A 23,942-nucleotide genomic window follows, 5' to 3' on the forward strand; every position below is an offset into this window, starting at 1 on the left:
CGCGGGCTTCAACGCCATTACTCAAATACTCAACACAACACTATCGCGAACAGGAAACGCGTTCGTTACGCTTGTGCAAAAACCCTATGCGCCGCATGGTTAAGTTATGGTGAACTGCCGGGTGGCCAAATGGGTAAAGCCCAAGACAATCGGCAGTCTTCGCCAGTAGTGCAGGGCGCCATGCCGGCTTGGGCAAGCGGGCGCCGCACGCCGCTGCCGCGCCGTTTCCGCATGCGTTGGCGAAGCTGGATCATGGTGGTGATCGGGGCAGGGTTGCTCGCAGTCTACCTCATCATGCCCGACGCACCGTTCTCACTCGACGGCCCGCCGCTGACCGGAAGCGTGGAGCGCGTGGTCGACGGCGATACCATCGACATCGCCGGCCAGCGCATCCGGCTTACCGGCCTCGATGCGCCCGAGTGGAACCAGACCTGCCGCACTGCTGACGGCAACACCTGGGAGTGCGGCGTCGGCTCGTCGCGCCGGATGCGCGACCTGACGCGCGGCAAGGCGCTCACCTGCCGGCCAGAGGGCCACGACCGCTACGGCCGGCTGCTCGCCCTGTGCCGCGATGGCAAAACCGACATCGCCGAGGCCATGGTAGCCGACGGATTTGCAGTTGCCACAAGCCGTTACGCCGGCGTAGAGGCATCAGCCCGCAAGGCGCGGCTCGGCATCTGGCAAGGCAGTTTCGACGCGCCTGCCGCATGGCGCCGGCGCGAGGCGGCTGCTACCGCCGCCGAGACCGGAAATCCCAGTCGATTTGATCGGTTTCTGGCGTGGCTTTGGAACCTTCTGTCTAGTTGACAGGCGCAAGATATTTGCGTTGTATGGCCGCCTGCACTGTGTATTTTTGCGCTGCATCGGTGATTTTTCCACCATCACGCAATCTGATTTCAAGGGGGCTGCCATAGCTTTGGACAAGATCGATCGCAAGATTCTTGCGCTCCTGCAGAAGGACGCGACCACTCCGGTTGCCGAAATCGGCCGCAAGGTGGGGCTGTCGACGACGCCGTGCTGGCGCCGGATCCAGAAGATGGAAGAGGACGGGATCATCAAGGGCCGCGTCGCGGTTCTCGATCCCACCAAGATCAACGCCGGCGTCACCGTGTTCGTCTCGATCCGCACCAACGAGCACAACGACGCGTGGATGCGGAAGTTCGCTGCGGTGGTCGACGATTTCACCGAGGTGGTCGAGTTCTACCGTATGAGCGGCGAGGTCGATTACCTGCTGCGCGTCGTCGTGCCCGACATCGCGGCCTACGACTCGTTCTATAAAAAGCTGATTTCGAAGATCAATCTGACCGACGTCAGCTCGTCCTTCGCCATGGGGCAGATCAAGTACACCACGGCTTTGCCGCTCGAGTTCGCCATCGTTTCGGACGACGACAAGTAGCATGCCCGTTACCCGCGAAAGACTGCGCCAGCTCGTCGGGCTGGTGGAACCGGCTATCTCGCTCAGCGCCGCCCATATCGAGCAGCGCGACGGCTACGAGGTCGAACACCTGACCCTGCTGCTCGACGACACCGAGGTGCGCGGCATCCTCACCCGTCCCCTCAAGGTCGAGGGCCGCCTGCCGGCCATCCTCTACGGCCACTCGCATGGCGGGCGCTATGACATCGGCGCCGACGAACTGCTCGACGGCCGCGAGTATCTGCTCGATCCGCTCGGGCCGGTCTTCGCCCGCGCCGGCTATGTGACGCTCTGCATCGACATGCCGGTGTTCGGCAAGCGCGCCACCGTGTCGGAAGGTGCCGCCGCCAAGGCGCTGCTCTGGTACGGCAAGGGCCTGTTCGGCCAGATGCTCTGTGATCACTTGGCCGCGCTGACCTACCTGGCGTCGCGCCCTGAGGTCGATCCGCTCCGTATCGGTGCGTTCGGCATCTCGATGGGCTGCACCCTGAGCTATTGGCTCGCCGCCATGGACGAGCGCATCAAGGCCGTGGCGCATCTCTGCTGCTTCGCCGACCTCCGCACCATGATCGAGCTGGGCGCCCACGACGGGCACGGTGTCTATCTCGTAGTGCCGGGCCTGCTGAACGAGGCCGATGCCGGCGCCATCGGAGCGCTGGTCGCGCCGCGCCCGCAACTTATCTGCATCGGCGAGGCGGACTCGCTCACGCCCGCTGAAGCCGTCGCGCTGGCCTGGGACGAGACGAGCGCGGCTTACGCCGGCCACCCCGACCGGCTGCAACTGGTGTCGGAACCTGGCGTCAAGCACCAGGAAACGCCGCGCATGCGGGAAGCTGCGCTGGCGTTCTTCGCCAAGAGCCTCTAGCGCGGGCCTGCAACCCCAAGCGTCCCATCGTCATGCGTGACGAACCGCATGCCATGGCGGGCAAAGGCGTCGCATATGGCGGCGAAGTTCTCGTTGCGTACCGCCCGCGGGCCGGGCATTTCGACGCGCCGCACGGTCGAGAACGAAACGCCTGCCTCGGCGGCAAGGTCCAGGGCGGTCCAGCCGAGATAGGCGCGCGCCGCGCGAATTTGTGCATGCGACGGACTGTCGGTCACGCTCCGGGCGCTCCGCAAACCAGCCAATCCCGGCGCCGCTGCGCAACATTATCCGGCGGCGCGATGCGACGCGCATCAATACGTATCTCGGTATTCACTTGTCCCAGCCCTACATCGCCTCGCCGGACGACCCATTTGGGCTCATCCGGGACTGCGCTGGCGTCTCCAATTCGCAGAATATGCGGCGAAATTTAGTCAAACAGGCGGCGATACCAATCACATTTTTCGAGAAGAGGCGAATGGTTAAGTTTAGGCGGTCAAAGCGGATGGATGAGGACAGAAAGTGCTCTCAGATACTTGCAGACAATGCTGCTCCGGCAGGGTGGGATTACGTCTTACATGATGAAACGAGCGCGAAGTTTGCCGATTCGCGTATCCGTAAGTAACGCGAACATAACGGACCGCCGTTATCTGCGCGTCCCCTGACTTTTGAGCGGTCCGGCCTCCTCCGACCGTTCGACTTTTTCTACGGCCCGTCTATGGTAGGCGAACAAGATGGCGCAAAGCGCCTGACCTGCGCGCCGGTTAGGGCGCGGTCCTGGAGGGGGCGAATATGCGGGAGGAATTCGATCACATCGTGATCGGAGGGGGAGCGTCGGGCTGTGTCGCGGCCGCCCGGCTGGTGACCGATGGCGGGCGGCGCGTGCTGCTGCTCGAGGCGGGCTATTCGCACCATCATCCGCTGCTCGACATGCCGCCGGGGATCTTCAAGCTGATCAACGGCTCCAAGTACATGACCTATCACCACACCGTGCCGCAGCAGCACCTCAATGGTCGCGTGCACGACATTCCGCAGGGCAATGTGCTCGGCGGCGGCACCTCGGTGAACGCGCAGGTCTACATGCGCGGCCGGCCCTCGGACTACGACGAGTGGGACCAGATCCTGCGCGGCAGCAATGACGGCGCCGCTTGGGACTGGTCGACCGTGCTGCAGCACTTCCGCCGCATCGAGGGCAACAACCGGCTGAGCAACGACTACCACGGCAATGACGGCCCGCTGCTGGTCTCCGACCCGGGCCACATCGACGACGTGTCGCGCTGGTTCGTACAGAGCGTGCAGCAGAAGGGCGAGCCGTTCACCAACGATTTCAACGGCGTGACGCAGCGCGGCGTCGGCTTCTACCAGTTCATGAACCGCAAGGGGAAACGCTCGAGCGCCGCCTACGCCTATGTCGAGCCGCTGAAGGACGACCCGCGGCTGACGGTGCGCCTCCGCGCCGCGGTGCAGAAGATCAACATCGAGAAGGGCAGGGCGGTCAGCGTCACCTACCGAGACGCGGCTGGCACCGAGCACACCGCGTACTCATCTGGCGACATTGTCCTCAGCTCGGGCGCGCTGGTGACACCGAAACTGCTGATGCTCTCAGGCCTCGGCCCCGCCGAGCAGTTGCGTAGCCACGGCATCGATACCCTCGTCGATCTGCCCGGCGTCGGCCAGAACCTCATCGACCATCCCGAAGTCCCGGTGATCTCGGTCGCCAACGGGCCTTACGGCTATTTCAAGCAGGGCGTCGGCTGGCGCATGCTGAAGAACGGTCTCAACTTCAAGCTGTTCGGCAACGGTCCGATCCTCTCCGCCGGCTTCGAGGCCGGTGCCTTCATCAACCCCGTCGACCGCGACGCACCGCCCTCCATCCAGGCGTTCTGCGTGCCGATCGTCTACCTCGACCGCGACCTGCTGAAGGTATTCGACGACACCTACGGGGTCACCATCACCACCGTGCTGGTGAAGCCCAAATCGCGCGGTTACGTCGAGCTGCGCTCAGCCAACCCCGCCGACATGCCGCTGGTCTCGCCGCATCTGCTGCAGCACCCGGACGACATGAAGATGATGGTCGAGGGCCAGCGCTTCTTCCGCGACGTGCTGCTCACCGGCGCCCTCGGCAAGCGCATCGAAAAGGTCATCGCGCCACCCGGCCCGGACCTCAGCGACGAGGTCATGGCCGAGCACTGCCGGCGCTTCGTCAAGACCAACTACCATCCGGCCAGCACGGCGAAAATGGGCGCCGACGGCGACCCGATGGCCGTTCTCGATGCGCGCCTCCGCGTCCGCGGCGTGGATAACCTCCGCGTCTCCGACATGTCGGCGGTACCCAACATCAACGCCGGCAACACCACGGCGCCCGCCATGATGCTGGGCGACCGCTGCGCCGATTTCATTCTCGGCCTCGACCGGCCGCCAACAGCTGTGCTGCATTAGGAGAGAGCAATGATCTTCGATCTGTTTCGTCTGGACGGCAAAGTCGCGCTGGTCACCGGCGCCACCCGCGGCATCGGCCTCGGCATCGTCGAAGCGCTGACCGACGCGGGCGCCCACGTGATCCTCTCGTCCAAGGTCCCCAAGCCGGATGTCGTCGCGCGCTTCAAGGACGCCGGCCACAAGGTCGACTATATCCAGGGCGACGTGCAGGACCCCGCGGTGCCCGCGCAACTCGTCGCCGAGGCATTAAGGCTCGGCGGCGGCAAGCTCGACATCCTCGTCAACAATGCCGGCGTCGCCCAGCACGGCGAGACCCACAGCTTCCCCGAAGAGCAGTATCGCCGGCTGATGGATATCAACGTCGACAGCGTCTTCCGCGCCTGCCAGGCGGCGCTCATCCCGATGCGCGCCCAGAAGAGCGGCGTGATCCTCAATATCGGCTCGATCTCCGGGCTGATCTCGAACATCCCGCAGCCGCAGGCAGCTTACAATGCGTCCAAGGCCGCCGTGCACATGCTGACCAAGAGCCTTGCCTCGGACTACGCCGAAGACGGCATCCGGGTGAACGCCATCGCTCCCGGCTACATCACCACCGACATGACCAATGGCGGGTTGGCGGATCCGGTCTGGGGCCCGGTCTGGCGCGACATGACCCCAATGAAGCGGCCGGGTTCGGCCACGGATATCGGCGCAGCGGCGCTATACCTGTGCTCACCTGCGTCGGGGTATGTAACCGGCGAAGTGCTGGTGGTGGATGGGGGATATACGGTGCGGTGATCACACCAACACCGGCGCGAGCCAGGGGTGGGGGGCGGCAAACCACCGACGTGTCAGGACGACTGGGGCGCCGTCAACCGCCGGTCACACTCATATGCCGGCTCAGCGCCGGCGCCGTGTGATCCCGGTCCAGCACGAAATCGTGCCCCTTGGGCTTCAGCAGCATTGCCCGGTCGAGCGCCGCGTCCAGCGCCTCCGGGCCGCCCTCGCGGATGGCACCGCGTAGGTCCACCATGTCGTCTTGCCCCAGGCACATGTAGAGCTGTCCCGTCGCAGTCAGCCGCACGCGGTTGCAGCTCTCGCAGAAATTGTGGCTCATCGGGGTGATGAACCCGACGAGGCCGTTGGTCTCCGCCACATAGTCATAGCGGGCCGGCCCGCCGGTGCGGTGCCCGGTCGGCTCCAGCGTGTATTTCGACTGCAGCCGCTCACGCAGCTCCTTCAGCGGCAGGTAGGTGTCGACGCGGTCGATCCCGACCTCACCCAGCGGCATGCCCTCGATCAGCGTCAGCCCGAAGCCGCGGCCATGCGCCCAATGCAGCATCGGCTCGATCTCGTCTTCGTTGACGCCGCGCATCGCCACCATGTTGATCTTGATCTTCAGTCCGGCCTCGTCGGCGGCGTCGATCCCATCGAGCACGTCGGCGATCCGTCCGCGGCGGGTGATTTGGGTGAAGCGCTTGTCGTCGAGCGTATCCAGCGACACGTTGAGCCGCTTCACCCCAGCTCGGGCCAGGCCTTCCGCATGCCGTCGCAACTGGCTGCCATTGGTGGTGAGCGTCACCTCCTCGAGCCCTTGCCCGAGATGGCCGCCGATCTTTTCGACCAGTTCCATGATGTCGCGCCGCACCAGCGGCTCGCCGCCGGTCAGCCGCACTTTCTTCACCCCGCGGGCGACGAAGGCGGTGACGATACTGTCGATCTCCTCAAAGCTCAGCACTTCGTGCTTGGGCAGGAACGTCATGTGCTCGGACATGCAATAGACGCAGCGGAAATCGCAGCGGTCGGTCACCGACACGCGCAGATAGGTGATCCGCCGGCCATATCGATCGATGAGCGGGCGCTCTGCACCGGTGGGCGCGAGGTTCGGCTGTTCGAGAAGCGTCAGGGACATCAGGCCTTTTACCGCAACCAGCCGGTCGCCGCCTAGCACTGAAAATGAAAAGGCCGGCCACCAGGGCCGGCCAAATCGAAAACTTGATCCGTCGTTACTGGTGAACGACCACCAGCGCGCCGACCTTCACGCGCTCGTAGAGGTCGGTAACATCTTCGTTGGTGAGACGGATGCAGCCCGACGACACGGCCTGGCCGATCGTCCACGGCTCGGACGTGCCATGGATGCGGTACAGCGTCGAGCCGATATAGAGCGCGCGGGCGCCCAGCGGATTGTCCGGGCCACCGGGCATATAGGCCGGCAGGTCCGGAACGCGCTTGCGCATCTGCGCCGGCGGCGTCCAACCCGGCCACTCGGCCGTGCGGGTGATGCGGTGCTGGCCCGACCAGCGGAAGCCGTCACGGCCGACGCCGACGCCGTACTTCATCGCCTTGCCGTCGGCGAGCACCAGGTAAAGCCGGCGCTCCGAGGTCTCGATGACGATGGTGCCCGGCTTGAACTTGGTTTCGTAGTTGACGATCGAGCGTGCGATCGGGCTGCCGCGCTTGGTCCGGGCTTTGACGGTGGTCGAGTCTTCCCAGATGTTGGAATCGGGATTGTAGATCCGTGCCGCCGCGGCCGGAGCAACTACCGACAGGCTGACGATCGCCGACAACAAGGCGGCAATCGCTATTCTGCTCTTGGACATGTTCTTCAAACTGCGCCTCTTGACGAAATTGACCCTGCTACGAGCCAGTCAGTTATGGTTGATAGACTGTTCCTAACAGGCCGTGAATGGCGATGCCACGATTCGGACAAACTCCGAACACCCAAGCCACATTGTGTTGCGGCGAAGCGACATTTCCATTCACCTCTGCGTGAAGCGGCCGGTTGACAGGCCCTCGCGCCTCTCCTAGGTCCGGCGCAGGGGAGGGCCTTGCTGTGTCAGATGATCCGAAGTTCCGCGCCGCCGCTGCGGCGATGGCAGAAGTAGAGAGCGGCATGCGCCTGGGCCTGGGCACAGGCTCGACGGCGAAGCACTTCGTCGACCTCGTCGGCCATGCCGTGCGGGACGGGTTGAAAGTCGTCTGCATCCCGACATCCGAGGTCACCGACGCGCAGGCACGAAGCCTCGGTATTCCGCTCACCGATCTCGAAACCACGCCCGAACTCGATCTCACCGTCGACGGCGCCGACGAGATCGGTCCCGGCCTGGCGCTGATCAAGGGCGCGGGTGGCGCTCTCCTGCGCGAGAAGATCGTCGCCACCGCTTCCAAGCGGATGATCGTCATCGCCGACGCCAGCAAGCGCGTCGAGATGCTCGGTCGCTTCCCCTTGCCGATCGAGGTCAATCATTTCGGTCTCGGCGCCACGACCGCTGCGATCCGCGTCGTGATGGCCGATTTCAATGCCGAGGGCGATCTGCGCCGTCGCCTCAAAGCCGATGGAACGCCCTACGTGACCGACGGCGGGCACGCCATCCTTGACGCTTTTTTTGGCCGTATTCCTCAGCCAGAAGCGCTGGCGAAGGCCTTGGTCGACATCCCGGGCGTAGTGGAGCACGGCCTGTTCATCGGGCTGTGCAAGCGGGCCTACGTGGCCGGTCCCGCCGGTGTCGACGTTCTGGACGGCTGAGAGCCGCTCGGATAGAGGCTATAGGGGAAACACAACCAATGGGCACCAAGCTGATGACGTCCACCTTCAAGCGCGCGCCGATGCTTGTCGCCGCCGTGCTGTCGCTGATCCTTTCGAGCTTCGTCGCGCTGCCGGCCATGAGCCAGTCGCCGACCGAGATTGCGCCCGAGCACCTGGCGCTGGCCCGCAAGTATGTCGACCTGACCGACACCGGTGGCCTCTACGAAGCCAGCGTCGTGCAGGCGGGCATCAACACCTACAAGCAGCTGCTGCCGCAGAATCCGGAGATCGCCGAGCCGCTGAACGCCGCGATCGAGGCCGTCATCTCCTCCTATAAGGGCAAGAAAGGCGAGCTGTTCGACCAGTTCGCGCGCATCTACGCGCTCTCCTTCACCCAGGAAGAACTGCAGCAGATCGTCGATTTCTACTCCTCGCCGACCGGCATCAAGCTGGCCAAGTCCAACGCCACGCTGAGCGGCACGATCAGCCGCGTGATGGATGTGTTCTCGTCGAACCTCAACACCGAGTTCTTCGCCCGGGTTCGCGCCGAGCTGAAGGCCAAGGGTATCGACACCTGAGCTTCGGCACCCTATCTGATTGCAGGCCCCGCCATCGCGCGGGGCCTTTTTACGTTCGGGGTATGCGATGAGTGACAGTTTCGATCTCGTGGTGATCGGCGCCGGTTCGGGTGGCGTGCGTGCGGCGCGCGTGGCCGCGACATACGGCGCCAAGGTCGCGATCATCGAGGAGTATCGCATCGGCGGCACCTGCGTGATCCGCGGCTGCGTGCCCAAGAAGCTGTTCGTCTACGGCTCGCGCTTCAAGGACCTGTTCGAGATCGCCCCGAGTTTCGGCTGGACCGTCGATGCCAGCTTCGACTGGCCGACGCTGGTAGCGAACAAGGACAAGGAGATCGCCCGGCTCGAGGCGGCCTATGTCGCGGGGCTGGAAAAGCCCGGCGCCGAGATCATCCGCGACCGCGCCGTGCTCACCGGGCCAAACAGCGTCAAGCTCGTCAAGTCTGGCCGCGAGCTCACCGCCAAGACCATTCTCGTCGCCACCGGCGCGCACCCTTACATCCCCGATATTCCGGGCAAGGAACTCGGCGTCACCTCGAACGAGGCCTTCCACCTCGAAAAACTCCCGCACTCGATCCTGATCGAGGGTGGTGGCTTCATCGGGGTCGAGTTCGCCACCATCTTTGCCGGCCTGGGGGTCAACACCACCATCGTCTATCGTGGCGAAAAGCTGCTGCGCGGCTTTGACGAGGATCTGCGCACCGGGCTCGAGGCCGGTCTCGAGGCACGCGGCATCAAGATCATCCACCAGACCAATGTGCGCGGTCTTCGCCAGACTGGAAACGACACCACGGTGAGCTTCTCCGATGGCGTCGATGCGCCGTTCGGCGCGGTGATGTTCGCGACTGGCCGCACGCCGAACGTCACCGGTTTCGGCCTCGAAGAGCTCGGTGTGGCGATTGGCGAGGATGGCGGCATCGCCGTCGACAAATACTCACAGAGCAGCGTGCCCTCGATCTACGCCGTCGGCGACGTCACCAATCGGGCGCAATTGACCCCCGTTGCCATTCGCGAAGGGCAGGCCTTTGCCGAGACGCTGTTCAACAACAATCCAATCGCCGTCGATCACTCGCTGATCGGCGAAGCGGTGTTCGGCGAGCCGGAAGTCGGGACCGTCGGCCTCACCGAGCACGATGCCGCCACACACGGCGACATCGACGTTTACATCACCCGCTTCCGCCCGATGATCAACACGCTGTCGCTGAAGTCGGACCGCATGATGATGAAGCTCATCACCCTCGCCGATGGCGGCAAGGTGCTGGGCGTCCACATCCTCGGCCCGGGCGCCGCCGAGCTGATCCAGATGGCGGCGATCCCAATGGGCATGAACGCCACCAAGGCCGATTTCGACCGTGCCATGGCGATGCACCCGACCGCCGCCGAGGAACTGGTGACCTTCAAGAAGCCGAGCTACGTCTATCGCGGCGGCCAAAAGCAGTAGACCGCTGCGGCTTGGCATCGCCCCAATCCCCTGCTATTCCGCCCGCCGACCGGGAGATGACGCCTATGCCGACGACTTGGACGCCGCAAAGCTGGAGACAGAAACCCATTTCGCAGGTGCCGGTTTATCCCGACGCGGCGAAACTGGAAGCGGCCGAGGCGCAGCTCAGGAAGTTCCCGCCGCTGGTGTTTGCCGGCGAGGCCCGTGAGCTGAAGCACCAGTTGGCCGAAGTCGCGGAGGGCAGGGCGTTCCTGCTGCAGGGCGGCGATTGCGCCGAAAGCTTCGCCGAGCACGGCGCCGACCACATCCGCGATTTCTTCCGCGTCTTCCTGCAGATGGCGGTGGTGCTGACGCACGGCGCGTCCAAGCCCGTGGTAAAGGTCGGCCGCATCGCCGGCCAGTTCGCCAAGCCGCGCTCATCCGATACCGAGACCATCGATGGCGTGACGCTGCCGAGCTATCGCGGCGACATCATCAACGACATCGCCTTCACCGAAGCCGCCCGCGTCCCCGATCCGGAGCGCCTGCTGCTCGCCTACCGGCAGTCGGCGGCAACGCTCAACCTGCTTCGCGCCTTCGCCTCGGGCGGCTATGCCGACCTGACCCGCGTCCATGACTGGACCATGGGGTTCATGAAGGACTCGACCGCCTACCCGCGCTTTGAGGAGCTGGCGCAAAAGATCGACGACGCCATCGACTTCATGCGCGCCCTCGGCCTCAACGGCGAAAACACGCCCTCGCTGCGCGAGACCAAGTTCTACACCTCGCACGAGGCGCTGCTGCTGGGCTTCGAGGAAGCGCTGACCCGCCGGGACTCGATCACCGGCGACTACTATGCCACCTCAGGCCACATGCTGTGGATCGGCGACCGCACCCGCCAGGCCGACGCCGCGCATGTCGAGTACTTCTCCGGCATCCGCAATCCCGTCGGCATCAAGTGCGGTCCGAGCCTTGCCGCCGACGACCTGCTGCGGATCCTCGACAAGTTGAACCCCGCCAACGAAGCCGGCCGCATCACGCTGATCGGCCGCTTCGGCTCGGATAAGATCGCCGACCACCTGCCGCGCCTGATCGAAGCGATCAAGGCAGAGGGCAAGGTGGTCGTCTGGTGCTCCGACCCCATGCACGGCAACACCATCAAGGCCTCGAACGGCTACAAGACCCGGCCGTTCGAGCGCGTGCTGAGCGAAGTGAAGAGCTTCTTCGACATCCACCGCACCCTGGGCACCTATGCCGGCGGCATCCATATCGAGATGACCGGCGACGACGTGACCGAGTGCACCGGCGGTGGCGTCGCGGCCATCACCGAGGCTGGCCTGCAGGACCGCTACCACACCTATTGCGACCCGCGCCTCAACGCCAGCCAGGCGCTGGAGCTTGCCTTCCTCGTCGCCGAGGAACTGCGGCTACAGCGTCCGGTGCGCGAGCGGATCATCGCGGCGGAATAGTCAGGCGACGGCGGCGCTGGCGCCGAGCCCGTCGAACAGCTTCAACCGAAGCGGCGGACGGGCATCCGCCTGGTGGCGGCGTCGCACGGCGATCGCGTACTCGACAGCCTGGCGAAGTTCGTTGTTGTCGGCCGGCTTCGGAATGACCCCGATGGTGCCGGGGACACCTTCGCCGAGCTGCTCCGGATTGGCCGTCATATAGATCACCGTAACCCCGCGATCGGCGAGGGCACGCCCAACCTCGACGCCGGTTGGCCCGTCCGCGAGATTGAGGTCGACAAACGCCAGTTCGGCCTCTGACGCCAATGCCATGGCGCGCCGGCTGTCCGGGGCGATGCCGATCGGTTCGTGGCCCAGGTCGTGCAACAGGTCTTCAAACGCCATCGCGATGAAGATCTCGTCCTCCACGACCAATATCTTGCTGCTCATAAGTCTGCCTAACTCGGTCGGCTGCATTGATGGTGCAACTCATCTGCCCGCCCAAGGGTTGCAGTCCCATGGCGCACAGCCGCCCTGTAGCAGTGGAAAACCTCGTCAGCGTTAGCAAATCGTGCAGTTCGAAGGGCTTGCGGGCGTTCGATTGCATTGTGCCACTGCCGTTTAGCGGAACATTAACCCTAACGGGGCATAAACGAGGACAGTACTGTAGCGGAGTTTTCCATGTCCCGTCTGGCCACGAGCATCGTCGTTCTTGCCGCCGCCATCGGCAGCCCGGCCCTCGCCGCGGACTGGGGCGACGACATGTCGCCCGAGGAAATCTACCGCGGCGCCTACTCCGTCGAGCCCAAGGACTGGAACGAAATGGGCGACGAGAGCGACGGCATCCACATCGAAACGGGCCTGCGCTACTGGTACTCGTGGGGCAGCCAGAACTTCGATCTCGGGGCGTTGAGCTTCGAGGAAAGCGACAACGCCCACTCGGTCGAGGCGCATCTTCGCATCGAGGACGACGCCACGCGCACCTATGCCAAGGCATGGGCCGGCTACACCTCCGTTATCAACGGCGAGTACTCCGATCCATACGGTTCCGCCCCCGTCGTCGATGGCATCCTCGGCTATGCCGGCGCCGATTTCGGCTGGAACGCCTTCGGAGACGGCAAGGGCAACGGGATAGGCGGCCTGATCGGCTACAACTACTGGAACAATTCACCGCGCACCGGCCGCGTCAACTTCACCACCGCTACGAGTGCCGCCGACGTCAACTTCGACCCTGACACCGGCATCTGGTCGTTGCCCGGAGATAGCGTTGACGACAGGCTGGAACTGAACATGCTGCGCCTCGGCCTCAGCGGTAAAGCTGAGATCAACGAGTTTCTCGACGTCAGTGCCGAACTCGCCGCCGTGCCGTTCGCCACCATTAACGGCGTGCTCGGCGGCCATGCCGGCAGTGCCAGCGGCGACCTTGGCCCATTCCCGGGCTGCGCCCTCGGCGACCCGTGCACACCCTACGTCTTCGCCGGTTCCGCCACCGACGTCTCCGGATGGGGCTATGGTGCGATGGGCGAGGCGATGGTTGGCATCACGCCAGTCGACAACCTGACCATCCGTCTCGGCGGTCGCGCCTGGTACGTCGGAGGCACCTATGATGCCACTTGGCGCCAGGTCACAGTCATTCCCCCAGTGGAGCAGCCGCCGGTCGGTGCTCCGCCGGCGCCGCCCGATCCACTCTACTCGCAACCCAACGTGAGCGTGCAGAACGTCATCTCCACCGAGAACCCGTTCTCCCTCTTCCGCTACGGCCTCCTCGCCGAGCTGACCTACTCGTTCTGATCTCCTGATCAGACTTCTCTGATCAGATCCAGGATGACCGGCTGTCCGCTTGCTCCGACCGGGGTGAGCGGATAAGTCTTGCCGCGTTTTCAAACGGCTCGGATTTCTCACGTGACCGATCGTCTTCGCATCGCCCTCGCGCAGCTCAATCCGACGGTCGGCGCCATCGCGCAGAACCTGGCGCTGGCCAAAGAGGCGCTGGCCGATGCGGCCGGGCAGGGCGCCGATATCCTCCTGTTCTCCGAGCTGTTCCTGACTGGCTATTTCCCGGACGACCTGCTGTTCAAGCCGCGCTTCATAGCCGACGCGATGGCCGCTGCGGAAGACTTCGCCCGTGCCACCGCCGGCACCAATGTCACCGCCATCATGCCGACCATCTGGCGCGACAATGGCAAGCTGTTCAACACGGTGGTCGTCTGCGAAGGCGGCGCTATCATTACCCGCCGCTACAAGCGCGAACTGCCCAACGACGACATCTTCTACGAGAAGCGCTATTTCGAGCGCGCCGAGCTGCAGGAGCCAGTGACCATCAAGGGCGTGTCGATTGGCATTCCGATCTGCGAGGACATCTGGCACCCGGATGTCTGCGCCCACCTCGTCGACCAGGGCGCCCGCATCCTGCTCTGCCCGAACGGCTCGCCTTATTGGCGCAACAAGCAGGCCACGCGCTATCGCCTCGTCACCGATCGCGTTGCTGAAGACAACGTGCCGCTGCTCTATCTCAACCAGGTCGGCGGCCAGGACGAGCTGGTTTACGACGGCGCCAGCTTCGGCATCGAGCCCGGCGGTCGCCTCGTCGTGCAGGCCAAGAGCTTCGAGCCCGAGATCCTGATGTCGAACTGGGCCCGCACCGAAGACGGCTGGCGCTGCACCGACCCGCATGTGACCCCGCTCTCGAGCGTCGACGAAGCGCCGTGGCGCGCCTGCGTCCTTGGCCTGCGCGACTATGTGAAAAAGAACGGCTTCAAGTCGGTGGTGCTCGGTCTCTCGGGCGGCATCGACAGCGCCATCGTCGCGGCCATGGCGGTGGATGCCATCGGCGCCGACAACGTCCACTGCCTGATGCTGCCCTACCGGTACACCTCGCAAGAAAGCCTCGCCGACGCCAAGGATTGCGCCGAGCGTCTGGGCGTCCGCTACGACGTCGTCTCGATCGGCGATCCCGTGGAAGCCGCGCTCAACGAGCTGCAGCCGGTGTTCGGCAACCGCCCACAGGACCTGACCGAAGAGAACATCCAGTCGCGCATGCGTGGCGTCTACCTGATGACCGTCTCCAACAAGCTCGGCTCGCTCCTCCTCACCACCGGCAACAAGTCCGAGATGGCGGTGGGCTATGCCACCATCTACGGCGACATGAACGGCGGCTTCAACCCGATCAAGGACATGCTGAAGATGCGTGTCTACGAACTGGCCGACTGGCGCAACAAGCACCGCCCGGCCGATTGCCTCGGCCCCGATGGCCTGGTGATCACCCAGAACATCATCGACAAGGCGCCCTCGGCCGAACTCCGCCCCAACCAGACCGACCAGGACTCGCTGCCGCCATACCCGATCCTCGACGAGATCCTCGTCGGGCTGGTCGAACTCGAGCTCAGCGTCGCCGAAATCGTGGCGCGCGGCGATGGCCGCTTCGACCGCGCGTTGGTCAAGCGCATCGAGAAGCTGGTCAACATCGCCGAATACAAGCGCCGACAGTCTGCCCCCGGCGTGAAGATCTCGCGCAAGGCCTTCGGCCTCGGCCGCCGCTACCCAATCACCAACGGCTACCGCGACGAGAACCTGATCGCCGAGCCGATGGCGCGGCTGGATAGCAAGGGCCTCGAATGACCATCGTCCGCTACGCGCCGTCGCCGACGGGCCGCCTGCATCTGGGCAATGCCCGCCCGGCGCTGATCAACTGGCTGTTCGCCAAGGCCAACGGCGGCCAATACATCCTCCGCCTCGACGACACCGATACCGCCCGTTCCACCGAAGAGTTCGCCCGCGGCATCGACGCCGATCTCGCCTGGCTCGGCATTACCCCCGACCTGCGGGTCCGCCAGTCCGACCGCACCGCGCTCTACGACGCGGCCCGCGACAAGCTGATCGCCGCCGGCCGGCTCTATCCCGCCTACGAAACCGAGGAAGAGCTCGACAGCAAACGCGCCCGCGCCCGCTTGCTCGGCCGCCCACCCATCTACGATCGCGCCGCTTTGAACCTCACCCCCGAGCAGAAGGCGAAATACGAAGCCGGGGGCAAGAAGCCCCATTGGCGCTTCAAGCTCGATGGCCGCCCGGTCGAGTTCACCGACCTGATCAAGGGTCCGCAGACCGTCAACACCGCCTCGATGTCCGATCCGGTGCTGATCCGTGCCGATGGCTCCTACCTCTACACGCTGCCCTCGGTGGTCGATGACATCGATCTGGCGATCACCCACGTGATCCGCGGCGAGGACCATGTCAGCAACACCGGCACGCAGATCGAGATCATCGAGGCGCTGGGCGGCAAGGTCCCCGCCTTCGCCCACCACAACCTCCTGACCGGCGCCGAAGGCGAAGGGCTCTCCAAGCGGCTCGGCTCGCTGTCGCTGGCCGAGTTGCGCGAGGCCGGCTTCGAGCCGATGGCCGTGGCGATGGCGGCAGTACTAACCGGCACCAGCCTGCCCCTCGAGCCCTATGCCGACCTTGCAGCGCTGGGCCAGGTCTTCACCCTCGACGCCGTCTCCCACGGCTCCGCCCGCTTCGATCCCGCCGAACTCGCGAGCCTCAACGCCCGCATCCTCCACCAGATGCCCTACGAGGCGGCCCGTCCGCGCCTCGAGCCACTCGCCCTCGCCTCCGAACCGCTCTGGCTCGCTTTGCGCGGCAATCTGTCGGTGTTCGGCGATATCGCTGACCTTGGCACGCTGGTCTCAGGCCCCGTTACCCCGGTCATCGCCGACGAAGACCGCGAGTTCATCTCCCAGGCGCGCGACCTGCTGCCGCCCGAACCTTGGGACGAAACCACCTGGTCGAAATGGACCGAAAGCCTGAAGGCCGCCACCGGCCGCAGGGGCAGGGCGCTGTTTCACCCGCTCCGTCTCGCCCTCACCGGGCGGGAGCAGGGGCCCGAGCTTAAGTCCCTGCTGCCACTTGTGGGGCGTACGGCGTGCTTGGCCCGACTACCCTGACGCGCTTGTCGCCGAACTGCACGATCCGCTCGGGTTGATTGGCCACCACCGGCACGGCCACCACCACCGGCTTCGGCGTCTCGCCAGGCGCGGCAGGGCGCCGGCGCGGCAGCGGCACATCCGCAAAGGTGGTCAACTCCGCCACCTGCGTCACCGGTGCGTCGATGACCGTCGACGCGATCCGCCGCCCGTCGCGCAGCGGCAGCGGGAAGGTCGCGCCGCGGAACGTCACCATGGCCCGCGTGCCACCGGTCGGTAGCTCGGCCAGGGTGATAGACCCCTGGTCCTGCGTCGAGGTGCACTTGCTCGCGGTGTCGAACTCGGTTCGGAACTTGAACGCGTTGGGCAGTGATGAATAGGGCTCGCCCCACTCGTTGATCATCTGCTCCGGTTCCTGCCCCGGGTTGTCATAGTAGTAGAGGTCAACATCCAGCCCCGGACATTGCGCCCGGCATTGCTGTGCGTCGTTGGAGACATAATCCACCAGCGTCGAATAGCTGATCGGCCACCAGAACCCGTCGGTCTTGCGGACGCACAGCGTACGCACGGTGTGGTAGTCGCCATACGGGTCGAACTCGTCACCGCGGATCCCGCCCTCGCCGTCGAAGTCCTCGGTGAACCCCCCGAACAGCTGCTCGAACAGGTTGCCGCGACCTTCGCGCTGCACGTTGACGCGCGAGCGGCCGTCGCAATCGAAGCGCGCCATTTCCTGCAGGATCGCCTCGCGCTGCTGCGCCACGGCTTCCCCGGTGTCGACGCTCTGCGACAGCTGCTTCACGTCCTCGCGGCCGCGCAGCACTTCGCGCGCCAGCGCCCGGCACTCGCCGTTGAGCTTGCGGCCGGCCTTGGCGTCGTCGTTGCAGCCTTGGCGCACATAGGCGCTCTCGGAGCGCTGCACCTCGCGCTGCAGCCGCTTCAGCTGGCCACCCTGCGAGTTCTGGAAATCGGAGTTCCGGTCGAGCGAACGCAGCGTCGACTGCAAGCGTGCGCAGCTGTCGGCCTGTGCATAGGCCGTCGAGACGTCGATCAGCAGCCCCGCCCAGGCGGTGAACAGCAGCACCGCAAAGCGGAGGAGGAATGTGGTGGCCCTGGGCCAGGCGCGAGTCATCAGTTCGAACCGGATCGTGTGGCCCTCCGTTAGTCGGCCAATACGCCTAAAGCGAGACAGCGCCGTGAGATTCGTTCATCTCTAACACAGCACGGGCGCGGATTAACGCCCGATAAGCAACCCCGCAACCGACGCTCGCGACGATAACGCAGCCGTGACTGGGCACCCCGAGTTTGTGAGGTCGAGCCGGCTGCCCGCCCGCAGAAATCACGGCTACGCTCACGCCCGGATGTTTGCCAAGCAGCGGTATCCGTTGGCAAATCCAGCGTCACCAGGCCCGATCCCCCAGGACCTTCAGGAGTTGCACAATGCCGTCGAATAGAATCGCAGCGTTCGCGCTGGCCGTTGTCGTGGCCGCCGCCGCGACCTTCGCCTTCGCCCAGGACGTGACCATCACCGCCGATCCATCGCTTGCCTCGCTCTCCCCCGAGGAGATGGTGGCCAAGCGCCAGGCCATCATGAAAGAGGACGGCGGCATCCTCAAATCTGCCGGCGGACTGAGCGGCGCCGAAGCCGCCACCGCTGCTGGCCACCTGATCACCAACTTCTCCAACCTCACCGTGCTGTTCCCTGAGGGCTCCGCGGTCGGCGACAGCGAGGCGCTGCCGGCCATCTGGGAGAACAATGCCGGGTTCCAGGCGATTCTCGCCAAGGCCGTCGCTGCGGCGACGACGCTGAAATCCGCAGCCGAGGCCGGCGACACCGCCACCTATTCCGCCACCATCAAGACCATCGGCGGGTTCTGCGGCGAGTGCCATCAGCAGTTCCGCCAGAAATCCTGACGTTTTACGCGCCAAACGCACGCGGGCGGTCCGGCAACGGGCCGCCCGCTGCATTTCCGCCCGATAGTCGCGGCAGGGTTTGTGTGATAGGTGCGCCGTCGCGCGCCACGCGCTCGTAGGAGTACCCCCGTGCAAGTTCGTACCGTTTTTGCCGCGCTTGTCGGCCTGATGACCATTTCCGCGACGCCCGCCGCGTTCGCCCAGACCCCGGCCGATTTCGCCAAGTTCACTGAGTCCTGCCTCACCGCCGAGGCCTTCCTGCTCGGCGAAGTGCCGGCCGGTGTCGATTCCTCGCTGATCCTCACCCCGCTCTGTGGCTGCCTGACCGGCGCCTTCAAGGATCTGCCGCAGAAGGACGTCGACATCCTCGCCGCCGATCTGCGCGGCGAAGGCACCGATGAAGCGCACACCGCCCATGGCAGCTACGAGAAGGTCTCCGAGTCCGCCCGCGAAGGCCTGACCACCTGCTTCGCCAGCCCCGAGGTCACCGCCGCCATGCAGGCTGCGACGCCGCCGGCCCCCGCACCGGCCGATCCGGCCGCTGCGCCGGCGACACCCGCTGCACCCGCGCAGTAACCTCGCAAAAACCTCTTCGGCAGGGGCGCTTCGGCGCCCCTTGCTTTTTGCCGGGGCTGCAGTCAGATTGCGCCCCATGAAAACCGGCACCGCAAACTGCATTTTCGGCTGCATTATTATCCGCTAGGCATCTGCTTACGGCTCGGTTTTCTTCATCCTGAATCTAGTTCCGAAGAATCCGGCCGCGAGCGTCTCATCGTGCGCGAGGAACACTGGCTTTGGGCGAGACCACACTTAAGCTCCACAACACGCTGACCCGGGCGAAGGAGGACTTTGTCCCCATCGATCCCAACAACGTCCGCATGTATGTCTGCGGGCCGACGGTCTACGACTATGCCCATATCGGCAACGCCCGCCCGGTGATCGTCTTCGATCTGCTGTACCGGCTGCTGCGCCACATCTACGGCGCCGACCATGTCACCTATGCCCGCAACATCACCGACGTCGACGACAAGATCAACGCCCGCGCCGTCCGCGATTACCCCGGCCTGCCGCTCAACGAGGCGATCCGCAAGGTCACCGAAAAGACCGCCTCGCAGTACTTCAAGGATGTCGCGGCGCTTGGCACGCTCGAGCCCGACCACCAGCCGCGCGCCACCGACTTCATCCCCGAGATGCAGTCGCTCATCACCACGCTGATCGGCAGCCATCACGCCTACGAGGCGGCCGGCGAAGTGCTGTTCGACGTCGGCTCGATGCCCGACTACGGCAAGCTCTCGGGCCGCAACCTCGAGGACAACCTCGCCGGCGCCCGCATCGCTGTCGATGCGCACAAGAAGAACCCGGCCGACTTCGTGCTCTGGAAACAATCCAGCGCCGAGGAGCCCGGCTGGGACAGCCCGTGGGGCCGGGGTCGCCCCGGCTGGCACATCGAGTGCTCGGCCATGAGCGAGCGCTATCTCGGCCAAGTCTTCGACATCCACGCCGGCGGCCTCGACCTGATCTTCCCGCACCACGAGAACGAAATCGCCCAGTCCCGCTGCGCCCACGGCACGCCTGTCATGGCCAACTACTGGCTGCACAACGGCTTCCTGCAGGTCGAAGGCCAGAAGATGTCGAAGTCGCTCGGCAACTTCATCACCATGCACGAGCTGCTGGAGACGGACAAATTCGGCGGCCGCAAATGGCCCGGCGAAGTGCTGCGCCTCGCCATGTTGATGACCCACTACCGCGAGCCGATCGACTTCTCGGTGAAGCGCCTCGAGGAAGCCGAACAGAAGCTCCGCGACTGGCAACGCGCCGCCAAGCTCAAGCCCGGCACCCCGCCCGAGCCCTCGGTCGTCGCCGAACTTACCGACGACCTCAACTTCCACCGCGCCGCCGTGGCGCTCGACGTGGTTGCCCGCAAAGCCAACCGCGGCACCGAGACTGCCGCCAACTGCCTCGCCGCGACGCTCGAGTTCCTCGGCTTCACCACCGACGGCCTGCTCAAGTCCGACGCCGCCGACGCCCCAGCTGGTGTCGAAGACGCGGTCGCGGCTCGCCTCGCCGCCCTCAACGCCAAGGACTTCGCAAAGGCCGACACCATCCGTGCGAAATTGCTGACGCAGGGTGTCCAACTGATGGACTACAAGGACGAAGCCGGCCAGCGGCAAACGAAATGGGAGGTAGTGCGATGACCATCATCGACCACGTCGGCCTAAAGGTCGCCGATTTCCCTCGCTCCCGCGACTTCTACACCGCCGCCTTGGGCGCCCTCGGCATCAAGCTGCTCGCCGAGTTCGAGTACGAGGGGGTGAAGTCCGCCGGCTATGGCGACGACGCCGGCCCCACCTTCTGGATCGGCACCGGCAAGCTGATCCGCAGCGGTGACTCCCATGTCGCCTTCGTCGCCCCCAGCCGGCCCGCTGTCGAGGCCTTCTACACCGTGGCGCTTGCCGCCGGTGGCCGGGATAACGGCCCGCCGGGGCTTCGCCCGCATTACGCCCCGGATTACTACGCCGCATTCGTGCTCGATCCGGATGGGAACAATGTCGAGGCCGTCTATGTCGGCCCAGAGGGAGGACGCCAATGAGCGCACTTGATCACGTAGCCATTTCGACTGCCGACTACCCGACCTCCCTGGCGTTCTACGAAAAGGCGCTGGTGCCGCTCGGCATCAAGACGCACATGAAATTCGAGGGCGACGACGGCAACGTCGCCGGCCTTGGTTCCGAGCAGCCATTCCTATGGATCGGCGATGGCGGCAAGCTGACCGGCGGTCGTGTGCACTTGGCCTTCAGCGCCCCCAATCGCGCCGCAGTCGATGCCTTCTACGCCGCGGCCATCGCGGCCGGCGGCAAGGACAACGGCCCGCCGGGCATCCGTGCGCACTATCACGCCAGCTACTACGCCGCCTTCGTCTACGACCCGGACGGGCACAACATCGAAGCGGTCTGCCATGCCCCCGAATAGTGCGCCCTTCACCGGTGGCTGCCAGTGCGGCGCGGTGCGCTTTTCCGTCGGCCGGCTCGGCCGCGGCTCGATCTGCCATTGCCGCATGTGCCAGAAGGCCTTCGGCAGCTTCTTCGGTCCACTGGTGACCTCGTTCGACGTCACCTGGACCCGCGGCGCGCCGAAATACTTCGACAGTTCTGACAAGATCAAGCGCGGCTTCTGCGCCGAGTGCGGCACGCCGCTGACCTACGAGGAGATCGGCCGGCCGCCCGATCAGCAGGTCGAGATCGCCATCGGCGCGTTTGATGACCCGACGGTCGCCGCCCCCGCGATCCAGGTGAACATCGAGGGCAAGCTGCGCTTCTTCGACGGCCTGGCCGCGCTGCCGGTCCGCACCGAATATGCACCCGGCTGGCACGAGTTCATGGCGAGTCTCGTCTCGCACCAGCACCCCGACCACGACACGGCCGAATGGCCGCCCAGACAAGGTTTCCCCGCGTGAGCGCTCTGCGTACCTACTATCCCGAGATCGAACCCTATGCCTCCGGCCACCTCGACGTCGGCAACGGGCACCGTGTCTATTGGGAGCGCGTCGGCACGCCGGGCGCCAAGCCGGCGGTGTTCCTCCACGGCGGCCCGGGCGGCGGCCTCAGCCCCAACCAGCGCCGGGTGTTCGACCCATCCCGCTACGACGTGCTGCTGTTCGATCAGCGCGGCTGCGGCAAATCCACGCCTTTTGCGGAACTCGAGCACAACACCACCTGGGACCTCGTTGCCGATATCGAGCGACTGCGCGAGATGGTGGGCGTCGAGCAATGGCTGGTGTTCGGCGGCTCGTGGGGCTCGACGCTGGCGCTGGCCTACGCCCAAAAGCACCCCGAGCGCGCCACCGAGCTGGTGCTGCGCGGCATCTTCACGCTCCGCCGCTGGGAACTGCTCTGGTACTACCAGCACGGCGCCTCACTGCTCTTCCCGGACAAGTGGGAGCGCTTCGTCGCGCCCATCCTGCCCGAGGAGCGGCACGACATGATGGCCGCCTATCGCCGCCGGCTCATCAGCCCCGATCGCGACATCCGGCTCGGCGCGGCGCGCGAATGGGCCCGCTGGGAAGGCGAGACCATCACGCTGCTGCCCGATCCGCAGGTCAGCGAAGCCTTCTACGGCGAGGAATACGCGCTCGCCTTTGCCCGGATCGAGAACCACTATTTCGTCCACGCCGGCTGGATGGACGAGGGCCAGCTGATCCGCGACGCCGGCAAGGTCCGCGAGATCCCGGGCGTCATCGTCCAGGGCCGCTACGATGTCTGCTGCCCGCCGCAGACTGCGTGGGAGCTACACCAGGCCTGGCCGGAGGCGGAGTTCATCATGGTCGAAGGGCAGGGGCACGCGCTTGGCCAGCCGGGCATCCTCCATCACCTCATCGAAGCAACGGACCGGTTCGCAGGAGGCGGAATGTGAGCCAAGTGACGACGAGCCAAGTGACGACGAGCAACGACAGCTATCGTTTCCGCGAGTACTCGGGCGGCTGCCAGTGCGGCGCCGTGCGCTGGCACGCCACCGAACTGCGCGACAACCCGCATGTCTGCTACTGCCGCATGTGCCAGAAGGCGTCGGGCAACTTCTTCGCCGACCTCGTTGGCATCCGCCACGAGCACCTGACCTGGACCCGCGGCAAGCCGAGCGAGTTCAACAGCTCCGACGTTGCGGCCCGCGGCTTCTGCCGGGATTGTGGTACGCCGCTCTACTACCGCAGCCTCGGCGGTCCGCATGTGTCGATGACCATCGGTTCGTTCGACGAGCCGCATCTGATCCCGATCCGCTACCAGCTTGGCCTCGAAGGCCGGCATCCGGATTTCCCCCTGCTGCCCGGCGCTGAAGCAGTCGGCACCACCGAAGAAGCCGAGTCGCCCGACGACATCGCGGTCATCCGCGCGTCAAACCATCAGCACCCCGACCACGACACGACCGACTGGGTCCCGCGAGTAAGCCATGTCTGAAAGTGCCATGTCTGAAGTTCATTTGAGCGGCGGCTGCCAGTGCGGTGCGGTCCGCTTCCGCGTCGATCAGCAGCCTGAGGGTGTGCATGTCTGCCACTGCCGCATGTGCCAGAAGGCCGTCGGCGGCCCGTTCGCGGTCATCTGCCCCGTCGACAAGGTGAACTTCCACGTCACCCGCGGCGAGATCAGCTGGTTCAAGAGCTCCGAGCTCGCCAACCGCGGCTTCTGCAAGAACTGCGGCACGCCGCTGATCTTCGACTACCCCTGGGCCCCGGACATCGGCATCCTCTCCGGCGCCTTCGACCAGCCCGACCGCGTGCCGCCCGTCGTGCAATACGGCAACGAGAGCCGCGTCAGCTGGTACGCCCACATTGCCGAGCTGCCGGGCGATACTGCGACCTATTCGGTCGATCCCGAAGGCCGGCTCGGGCGAATTAGTGCCTCCAACCGGCAACACCCCGACCACGACACGGCCGAATGGCCGCCCCGTAACTGAG

The 23,942-nt window shown here is 65.3% G+C and carries 26 protein-coding genes; 21 read left to right on the forward strand and 5 right to left on the reverse strand.

The features are described 5' to 3' along the window. Window positions 1-129 precede the first annotated feature (129 nt). The 3 genes from AC1DYL_RS13530 to AC1DYL_RS13540 all read left to right on the forward strand — a co-directional run bounded on the left by AC1DYL_RS13530 (window position 130) and on the right by AC1DYL_RS13540 (window position 2,279). A complete protein-coding gene (locus tag AC1DYL_RS13530; protein WP_477173540.1) occupies window positions 130-807 on the forward strand; it encodes a thermonuclease family protein in 678 nt (225 codons plus the stop codon). 109 nt (window positions 808-916) lie between these two features. Then, complete coding sequence (locus AC1DYL_RS13535) at window positions 917-1,396, forward strand: Lrp/AsnC family transcriptional regulator (protein WP_477150289.1); 480 nt, start codon at window positions 917-919, stop codon at window positions 1,394-1,396. A 1-nt stretch (window position 1,397) separates the two neighbouring features. Beyond that, the gene (locus AC1DYL_RS13540; protein ID WP_477173541.1) at window positions 1,398-2,279 is read left to right on the forward strand and encodes an alpha/beta hydrolase family protein; all 882 of its coding nucleotides are present in this window, start codon (window positions 1,398-1,400) and stop codon (window positions 2,277-2,279) included. Here AC1DYL_RS13540 and AC1DYL_RS13545 read toward each other — a convergent pair. Beyond that, a complete protein-coding gene (locus AC1DYL_RS13545) occupies window positions 2,276-2,515 on the reverse strand; it encodes a helix-turn-helix domain-containing protein (RefSeq protein WP_477173542.1) in 240 nt (79 codons plus the stop codon). The two genes, AC1DYL_RS13540 and AC1DYL_RS13545, sit on opposite strands and share 4 nt — an antisense overlap. Window positions 2,516-3,068: 553 nt before the next feature. Between AC1DYL_RS13545 and AC1DYL_RS13550 the strand changes: the two genes are divergently transcribed. Both AC1DYL_RS13550 and AC1DYL_RS13555 read left to right on the forward strand, forming a co-directional pair. After that, window positions 3,069-4,715 carry a GMC family oxidoreductase gene (locus AC1DYL_RS13550; protein WP_477173543.1) on the forward strand — a complete coding sequence of 549 codons (1,647 nt, stop codon included), beginning with the start codon at window positions 3,069-3,071 and terminating at the stop codon, window positions 4,713-4,715. A 9-nt stretch (window positions 4,716-4,724) separates the two neighbouring features. Further along, window positions 4,725-5,492, forward strand: coding sequence for an SDR family NAD(P)-dependent oxidoreductase (locus AC1DYL_RS13555; RefSeq protein WP_477173544.1), 768 nt, complete (start codon window positions 4,725-4,727; stop codon window positions 5,490-5,492). A gap of 73 nt (window positions 5,493-5,565) precedes the next feature. Here AC1DYL_RS13555 and moaA read toward each other — a convergent pair whose 3' ends face one another. Continuing rightward, a complete protein-coding gene (gene moaA / locus AC1DYL_RS13560) occupies window positions 5,566-6,606 on the reverse strand; it encodes a GTP 3',8-cyclase MoaA (protein ID WP_477173545.1) in 1,041 nt (346 codons plus the stop codon). A gap of 94 nt (window positions 6,607-6,700) precedes the next feature. Beyond that, entirely contained in the window at window positions 6,701-7,294 is a 594-nt protein-coding gene (locus AC1DYL_RS13565; protein WP_477150355.1) for a L,D-transpeptidase, read from the reverse strand. Window positions 7,295-7,527: 233 nt separating this feature from the next. On the opposite strand from AC1DYL_RS13565, the gene rpiA reads away from it, so the two are divergent. From rpiA to AC1DYL_RS13585, 4 genes are all read left to right on the forward strand, one after another. Further along, on the forward strand, window positions 7,528-8,220 hold the full coding sequence (rpiA, locus tag AC1DYL_RS13570; RefSeq protein ID WP_477173546.1) for a ribose-5-phosphate isomerase RpiA: 693 nt from the start codon (window positions 7,528-7,530) through the stop codon (window positions 8,218-8,220). Window positions 8,221-8,258: 38 nt separating this feature from the next. Further along, window positions 8,259-8,798 carry a DUF2059 domain-containing protein gene (locus AC1DYL_RS13575; RefSeq protein ID WP_477173547.1) on the forward strand — a complete coding sequence of 180 codons (540 nt, stop codon included), beginning with the start codon at window positions 8,259-8,261 and terminating at the stop codon, window positions 8,796-8,798. Between the two features lie 67 nt (window positions 8,799-8,865). Beyond that, entirely contained in the window at window positions 8,866-10,239 is a 1,374-nt protein-coding gene (gene gorA / locus AC1DYL_RS13580; protein ID WP_477173548.1) for a glutathione-disulfide reductase, read from the forward strand. 65 nt (window positions 10,240-10,304) lie between these two features. After that, complete coding sequence (locus AC1DYL_RS13585) at window positions 10,305-11,687, forward strand: class II 3-deoxy-7-phosphoheptulonate synthase (protein ID WP_477173549.1); 1,383 nt, start codon at window positions 10,305-10,307, stop codon at window positions 11,685-11,687. Here the strand turns inward: AC1DYL_RS13585 and AC1DYL_RS13590 are convergent, their stop codons facing one another. Next, window positions 11,688-12,116: a response regulator gene (locus AC1DYL_RS13590; protein ID WP_477173550.1), complete on the reverse strand. Its 429-nt coding sequence runs from the start codon at window positions 12,114-12,116 to the stop codon at window positions 11,688-11,690. Window positions 12,117-12,347: 231 nt separating this feature from the next. Here AC1DYL_RS13590 and AC1DYL_RS13595 point away from each other — a divergent pair, with 231 nt between their 5' ends. The 3 genes from AC1DYL_RS13595 (at window position 12,348) to AC1DYL_RS13605 (ending at window position 16,606) form a co-directional block, all read left to right on the forward strand. After that, a complete protein-coding gene (locus tag AC1DYL_RS13595) occupies window positions 12,348-13,457 on the forward strand; it encodes a hypothetical protein (protein WP_477173551.1) in 1,110 nt (369 codons plus the stop codon). Window positions 13,458-13,559: 102 nt separating this feature from the next. Further along, window positions 13,560-15,284, forward strand: coding sequence for an NAD+ synthase (locus AC1DYL_RS13600; RefSeq protein ID WP_477173745.1), 1,725 nt, complete (start codon window positions 13,560-13,562; stop codon window positions 15,282-15,284). After that, entirely contained in the window at window positions 15,281-16,606 is a 1,326-nt protein-coding gene (locus AC1DYL_RS13605; RefSeq protein ID WP_477173552.1) for a glutamate--tRNA ligase, read from the forward strand. Before AC1DYL_RS13600 ends, AC1DYL_RS13605 begins: the two co-directional genes overlap by 4 nt. Here AC1DYL_RS13605 and AC1DYL_RS13610 read toward each other — a convergent pair. After that, window positions 16,551-17,714, reverse strand: a complete 1,164-nt coding sequence (locus tag AC1DYL_RS13610; protein ID WP_477173553.1) for a DUF2865 domain-containing protein — start codon at window positions 17,712-17,714, stop codon at window positions 16,551-16,553. The two genes, AC1DYL_RS13605 and AC1DYL_RS13610, sit on opposite strands and share 56 nt — an antisense overlap. A 308-nt stretch (window positions 17,715-18,022) precedes the next feature. Here AC1DYL_RS13610 and AC1DYL_RS13615 point away from each other — a divergent pair, with 308 nt between their 5' ends. The 9 genes from AC1DYL_RS13615 (at window position 18,023) to AC1DYL_RS13655 (ending at window position 23,941) form a co-directional block, all read left to right on the forward strand. Then, on the forward strand, window positions 18,023-18,496 hold the full coding sequence (locus AC1DYL_RS13615) for a c-type cytochrome (RefSeq protein ID WP_477157341.1): 474 nt from the start codon (window positions 18,023-18,025) through the stop codon (window positions 18,494-18,496). Window positions 18,497-18,625: 129 nt separating this feature from the next. Then, entirely contained in the window at window positions 18,626-19,072 is a 447-nt protein-coding gene (locus tag AC1DYL_RS13620; protein ID WP_477150304.1) for a hypothetical protein, read from the forward strand. A gap of 218 nt (window positions 19,073-19,290) precedes the next feature. Next, window positions 19,291-20,691: a cysteine--tRNA ligase gene (gene cysS, locus AC1DYL_RS13625; RefSeq protein WP_477173554.1), complete on the forward strand. Its 1,401-nt coding sequence runs from the start codon at window positions 19,291-19,293 to the stop codon at window positions 20,689-20,691. Between the two features lie 2 nt (window positions 20,692-20,693). Beyond that, window positions 20,694-21,086, forward strand: a complete 393-nt coding sequence (locus tag AC1DYL_RS13630; RefSeq protein ID WP_477157380.1) for a VOC family protein — start codon at window positions 20,694-20,696, stop codon at window positions 21,084-21,086. Next, complete coding sequence (locus AC1DYL_RS13635; RefSeq protein ID WP_477173555.1) at window positions 21,083-21,466, forward strand: VOC family protein; 384 nt, start codon at window positions 21,083-21,085, stop codon at window positions 21,464-21,466. The genes AC1DYL_RS13630 and AC1DYL_RS13635 overlap by 4 nt, the downstream gene beginning before the upstream one ends. Continuing rightward, complete coding sequence (locus AC1DYL_RS13640; RefSeq protein WP_477173556.1) at window positions 21,453-21,950, forward strand: GFA family protein; 498 nt, start codon at window positions 21,453-21,455, stop codon at window positions 21,948-21,950. Before AC1DYL_RS13635 ends, AC1DYL_RS13640 begins: the two co-directional genes overlap by 14 nt. Then, window positions 21,920-22,906 carry a prolyl aminopeptidase gene (gene pip, locus AC1DYL_RS13645; protein ID WP_477173557.1) on the forward strand — a complete coding sequence of 329 codons (987 nt, stop codon included), beginning with the start codon at window positions 21,920-21,922 and terminating at the stop codon, window positions 22,904-22,906. Before AC1DYL_RS13640 ends, pip begins: the two co-directional genes overlap by 31 nt. Then, a complete protein-coding gene (locus AC1DYL_RS13650) occupies window positions 22,903-23,445 on the forward strand; it encodes a GFA family protein (RefSeq protein WP_477173558.1) in 543 nt (180 codons plus the stop codon). The genes pip and AC1DYL_RS13650 overlap by 4 nt, the downstream gene beginning before the upstream one ends. 7 nt (window positions 23,446-23,452) lie before the next feature. Next, complete coding sequence (locus tag AC1DYL_RS13655) at window positions 23,453-23,941, forward strand: GFA family protein (protein WP_477150310.1); 489 nt, start codon at window positions 23,453-23,455, stop codon at window positions 23,939-23,941. The last annotated feature ends 1 nt before the right edge of the window (window position 23,942 follow it).

Source organism: Devosia sp. P1_H9 (assembly GCF_056405135.1).